At 38.4% G+C, this 3,674-nt stretch carries 3 protein-coding genes; all 3 read left to right on the top strand.

Annotated elements, in window-relative coordinates:
* Positions 1-678 precede the first annotated feature (678 nt).
* The 3 genes from I6F45_RS21055 to I6F45_RS21065 all read left to right on the top strand — a co-directional run bounded on the left by I6F45_RS21055 (position 679) and on the right by I6F45_RS21065 (position 3,183).
* Positions 679-1,671 (top strand): hydrolase, encoded by a 993-nt coding sequence (locus I6F45_RS21055; protein WP_165741905.1) that lies wholly within the window; start codon positions 679-681, stop codon positions 1,669-1,671.
* Complete coding sequence (locus I6F45_RS21060; protein WP_007582257.1) at positions 1,668-1,922, top strand: YheU family protein; 255 nt, start codon at positions 1,668-1,670, stop codon at positions 1,920-1,922. The genes I6F45_RS21055 and I6F45_RS21060 overlap by 4 nt, the downstream gene beginning before the upstream one ends.
* Positions 1,923-1,986: 64 nt before the next feature.
* Entirely contained in the window at positions 1,987-3,183 is a 1,197-nt protein-coding gene (locus I6F45_RS21065; RefSeq protein ID WP_165729563.1) for a dipeptidase, read from the top strand.
* The last annotated feature ends 491 nt before the right edge of the window (positions 3,184-3,674 follow it).

The following is a 3,674-nucleotide window of genomic DNA, read 5'->3' on the forward strand; positions in this document are numbered from 1 at the left end:
TCAGGAAAGTCTCGAGATTGGACGATGATCAATGAAGTAAATTTAAATCCAGAGAAAAAAGAAGCAATGCGGGCGGCATAAAATTTAATTTGATGCGACAACTAACTTGAAAAACTCCGTTACTTAGATATAAATATTGAGCAGTTTGTTGCTCTACCCTCATTTACTTCTCATTCTTTTCTCTTTGTGCAAAAAATCTTTAAGTGGTTTACTCAAAAAAGTTTAAAGCGCTACGCTTTTAGGTAAAGTGAAAAACTCTCTTAGCTCTCAGTGGTAATAACTTAGTAGCCTTTAAAGCATGATCTAAATCAACTTAGCTTCACCCCTATATCTGCTTATGTAAATAACTTGATCTCGATCACGTTGCGACCTGCAAACACCGCCTATGATTAACCCATCAACAACGAGGGGAACAACTCATGAACGTATTCTTTAGAGATTTTTTTACAGATCCAGTTTTATTTATGTCTTTTGGGTTTTTAACCATCGTTGTTTCTTTGTGTATATTTTTTGCTTTTTTCTTTTTGAAAAAAATACATGATGCAGAAATTCCCGAACAAAATTAAGCACGACGCACTAAAGCGCCTTATTAGTTTACTAGTTAGGCGCTTTTTATTTTCTGAAGCGAAAAATTTGGTACACTAGCTTTTCGTTTAATACAAAGTGCGTAGTACAAACATGATCTCTCAGTTCAAACCAGCATGGTGGATGACCAATCGTCACGTTCAAACCATAATGCCGCGTTTTTTCCGCCCATTTCACCACACTCGCTACGAACTTGAGCAACTTGATACACCTGATGGTGACTTTATTGAGCTCGCATGGTCACTTCCACATAACGAAACCGCTCCACTTGCCGTTGTTTTACATGGCCTTGAAGGCAATATAAATAGCTTTTATGCCAAAGGCATGATGAAGGCGTTAAAAAAGCAAGGTTATGCAGTTGTGCTTATGCACTTTAGAAATTGCTCAACTGAAGTAAACCGCCTTCCACGTGCTTATCACAGTGGTGATACCGCCGATTTAGCTTTTTTTATTAATCACTTAAAGCTGCAGTTTCCTGAGCGCACTATGGTCGCTGTAGGTTTTTCGTTAGGCGGTAACGTACTGGCCAAATACTTAGGTGAACAATCACAAGCATGCCCACTAAGTGCTGCAGCGGTGGTATCTGCTCCTTATGATTTGTCGTCATCAAGCGATGTTATTCGTAAAAGCTTAGGTAAAATTTACCAAAAATATCTGCTCGATCGCATGAAAAAGTCGATGCAACGTAAATTGCCACAAATTAAGCAGCAAATTCCTATAACTACCGATCAATTAATGAATATTGATGATTTATTAGAGTTTGATAACCAACTTACAGCACCGTTACATGGCTTTGAAAATGCCCACGATTACTATCGTAAAGCCAGTGCTATGCCGTACTTAAAAGATATCGCTATACCCACACTTATTATTCATGCCAAAGACGACCCAATGCTCTCAATTAAGGCCGTACCGAGTAGGCAAGATGTAAGTGAGCATGTTACGCTGCGCATCTCTGACAAAGGCGGACATGTTGGTTTTATTAGCGGTAAAAATCCGTTTAAGCCCATATTTTGGTTAGAGAAAGCCGTGCCATGCTATTTTGGGCAACATGTTTTAGGCAACGCAAACAAAGAGCAATTATGATTATCCCTTTTGAACAACTCGATAAAGATACACTATACAACCTAATAGAAAGCTATGTACTGCGCGAAGGCACCGATTATGGCGAAGTAGAAGCAAGCATTGAATCTAAAGTTAACCAAGTTAAGCTACAGCTTAAAAATGGCGAAGCAATGGTGTTTTTCTCGGAATTACATGAGTCAGTTACTATTATTTCTAAGGGCGAATTTAAAGCGCTGCAAAGTGAAGAGCATCAAGCAGAGGCGTTTGATTAAGGTGTAGTACTTGTAACTTTTGAATTGAACGTACACAATGGCTTTTTACCCAAAGAGCCAAAACATGATAAAACTCAGCACTCTAGTGGTAGCCGTATCACTAGCATTAACTAGTCAAGTCCATGCAGAACAAACAATAACAGCATCCGACAAAGCAATTAAACTCGCTAAAGACACCATTTTAATTGATACCCATATCGACGTACCTTATCGAATTCACGAAAGCTGGGTTGATGTAACTAAGGCGACAACTGATGGCGATTTTGACTACCCTCGCGCTGTAAAAGGCGGTTTAAACGCACCGTTTATGTCGATTTATATTCCTGCGCATTTGGAATTTGAAGGTAAAGGAAAAAGCTACCAACTAGCCAATCAAATGATTGATAGTATGGAAGCTATAGCCCAGCGCGCACCCGATAAGTTTGCTATTGCCAGCTCAAGCACTGATATAGAAGAGCAGTTTAAGCAAGGTAAGCTGTCTATTGCAATGGGTATGGAAAATGGCTCTCCTATCGAAGGAGATATGAAAAACCTTCAGCACTTTTACGACCGCGGTATTCGCTACATCACGCTAGCGCACTCGCAAAGCAACCATATTTCGGATTCGTCTTATGATATTCGCCGCAAATGGAAAGGTTTAAGCCCATTTGGTAAAAAGCTAATTACTGAAATGAATAATATTGGTATGTTAATCGACGTATCACATATTTCTGATGATGCGTTTTATCAGGTTATGGATCTCTCTAAAACACCCGTAATTGCCTCACATTCATCACTTCGTAAATACACGCCAGGCTTTGAGCGTAATATGAATGACGACATGCTATTGGCACTTAAAGAAAATGGCGGTGTTATTCAAATCAACTTTGGCTCAAGTTTTGTTACCGCTAAAGCAGGTAGTTGGGGCAAGCAGTTAAAAAGCACAAAAGAGTCGGTTAAAAAAGACGGGACTAAATTAAGCAAAGATTTTGATGCTGCCTACCGTGCTAAAAACCCTTACCCATTTGCAAGCCTTGAGCAAGTACTTGATCATATTGATCACGTAGTTGAGCTAATTGGTATTGATTATGTAGGTATTGGCTCTGATTATGATGGAGTAGGCGATTCATTACCTATCGGTTTAAAAGATGTATCTAGCTACCCTAACCTTGTTCAAGGTTTAATGGATAGAGATTACAGCGATGCTGATATTAAAAAAATTCTTAGCGGTAATTTATTAAGAGTTTTAAAGCAAGCTGAAGAATATGCGAAGAAAAATTAAAGCTTTTTAGCGTATATTAGTTATTGGCTAAAATACCAAAAGCTAATTCAATATAAGCGCGGCCTAGCCGTGCTTTTTATTGGTACCAATTTTATTAAAAGCATGATCATTTTAACGTATTAAATAGTCCATTAACTGCGTAGTTATTTTCAGCAATCTTTTTCCTCGGGTTTCGTAAAACTCAATCCAAGCTACGGCAATAAAGTTATAACGAAAAGCCAATCACTTTTCTTCAGGTATTAAAAAAGGCCACCTAAGTGACCTTTTTCTAATAATTAACTTTAAGGTTAATTATTACGCTACGATAATTGCTACAAAGCACCTACGCCTAAGGTAAGAGCGCCACCTTCATATGACACTTTTCTTCAGGCATTAAAAAAGGCCACCTGAGTGACCTTTTTCTAACAATTAACTTTAAAGTTAATTATTACGCTACGATAGTTGCTACAACACCAGCACCTACAGTACGACCACCTTCACGGATAGCAAAA

Source organism: Pseudoalteromonas sp. SWYJZ19 (genome assembly GCF_015864375.1).
GTDB classification, from domain to species: domain Bacteria; phylum Pseudomonadota; class Gammaproteobacteria; order Enterobacterales; family Alteromonadaceae; genus Pseudoalteromonas; species Pseudoalteromonas arctica.

Excerpts from the sequence above, each read along its gene's own strand:
- I6F45_RS21055 (WP_165741905.1), top strand. The coding sequence starts at position 679 with ATGATCTCTCAGTTCAAACCAGCATGGTGGATGACCAATCGTCACGTT.
- I6F45_RS21060 (WP_007582257.1), top strand. The coding sequence starts at position 1,668 with ATGATTATCCCTTTTGAACAACTCGATAAAGATACACTATACAACCTA.
- I6F45_RS21065 (WP_165729563.1), top strand. The coding sequence starts at position 1,987 with ATGATAAAACTCAGCACTCTAGTGGTAGCCGTATCACTAGCATTAACT.